The sequence below is a fragment of the Burkholderia sp. BCC1985 genome, from assembly GCF_905339915.1.
In the GTDB taxonomy this organism is placed as follows: domain Bacteria; phylum Pseudomonadota; class Gammaproteobacteria; order Burkholderiales; family Burkholderiaceae; genus Burkholderia.
Window position 1 is genome coordinate 1 of record NZ_CAJPGY010000117.1, and the last position, 1018, is coordinate 1018.

The window sequence follows — 1018 nt, forward strand, 5'->3', positions numbered from 1 at the left end:
GCGACGGTGATTCGCGCGGTGCTGGAGCGTTCGGGCGTGAAGCCCGAGCAGGTGAGCGAAGTGATCATGGGCCAGGTGCTGACGGCGGGCTCGGGGCAGAACCCGGCGCGCCAGTCGCTGATCAAGGCCGGCCTGCCGAGCGCAGTGCCGGGGATGACGATCAACAAGGTGTGCGGCTCGGGCCTGAAGGCCGTGATGCTGGCGGCGAACGCGATCGTGGCGGGCGACGCGGAGATCGTGATCGCGGGCGGGCAGGAGAACATGAGCGCGGCGCCGCACGTGCTGCCGGGCTCGCGCGACGGGTTCCGGATGGGTGACGCGAAGCTGGTCGACACGATGATCGTCGACGGCCTGTGGGACGTGTACAACCAGTACCACATGGGCATCACGGCGGAGAACGTCGCGAAGGAATACGGGATCACGCGCGAGGAGCAGGACGCGTTCGCGGCGCTGTCGCAGAACAAGGCGGAAGCCGCGCAGAAGGCCGGGCGCTTCGACGACGAGATCGTGCCGGTGTCGATCCCGCAACGCAAGGGCGAGCCGCTGCAGTTCGCGACCGACGAGTTCGTGCGCCACGGCGTGACGGCGGAATCGCTGGCGGGGCTGAAGCCGGCGTTCTCGAAGGACGGCTCGGTGACGGCGGCGAACGCGTCGGGGCTGAACGACGGCGCGGCGGCGGTGCTGGTGATGTCGGCGCAGAAGGCGGCGGCGCTCGGCCTGACGCCGCTGGCGCGGATCAAGGCATACGCGAACGCGGGCGTGGATCCGAGCGTGATGGGCATGGGTCCGGTGCCGGCATCGCGCCGTGCGCTGGAGCGCGCGGGCTGGACGCCGGGCGACCTGGACCTGATGGAAATCAACGAGGCATTCGCGGCGCAGGCGCTGGCGGTGCACAAGCAGATGGGCTGGGACACGTCGAAGGTGAACGTGAACGGCGGGGCGATCGCGATCGGTCACCCGATCGGCGCGTCGGGCTGCCGGATCCTGGTGACGCTGCTGCACGAGATGGCCAAGCGCG

Annotated in this window: 1 protein-coding gene; it reads left to right on the top strand. The window is 70.0% G+C overall.

Annotated features, from left to right (window positions below):
- Nucleotides 1–1018 (top strand): acetyl-CoA C-acetyltransferase (locus U4Z31_RS36900; protein WP_321812986.1); only part of this gene is annotated, 1018 nt, incomplete at both ends.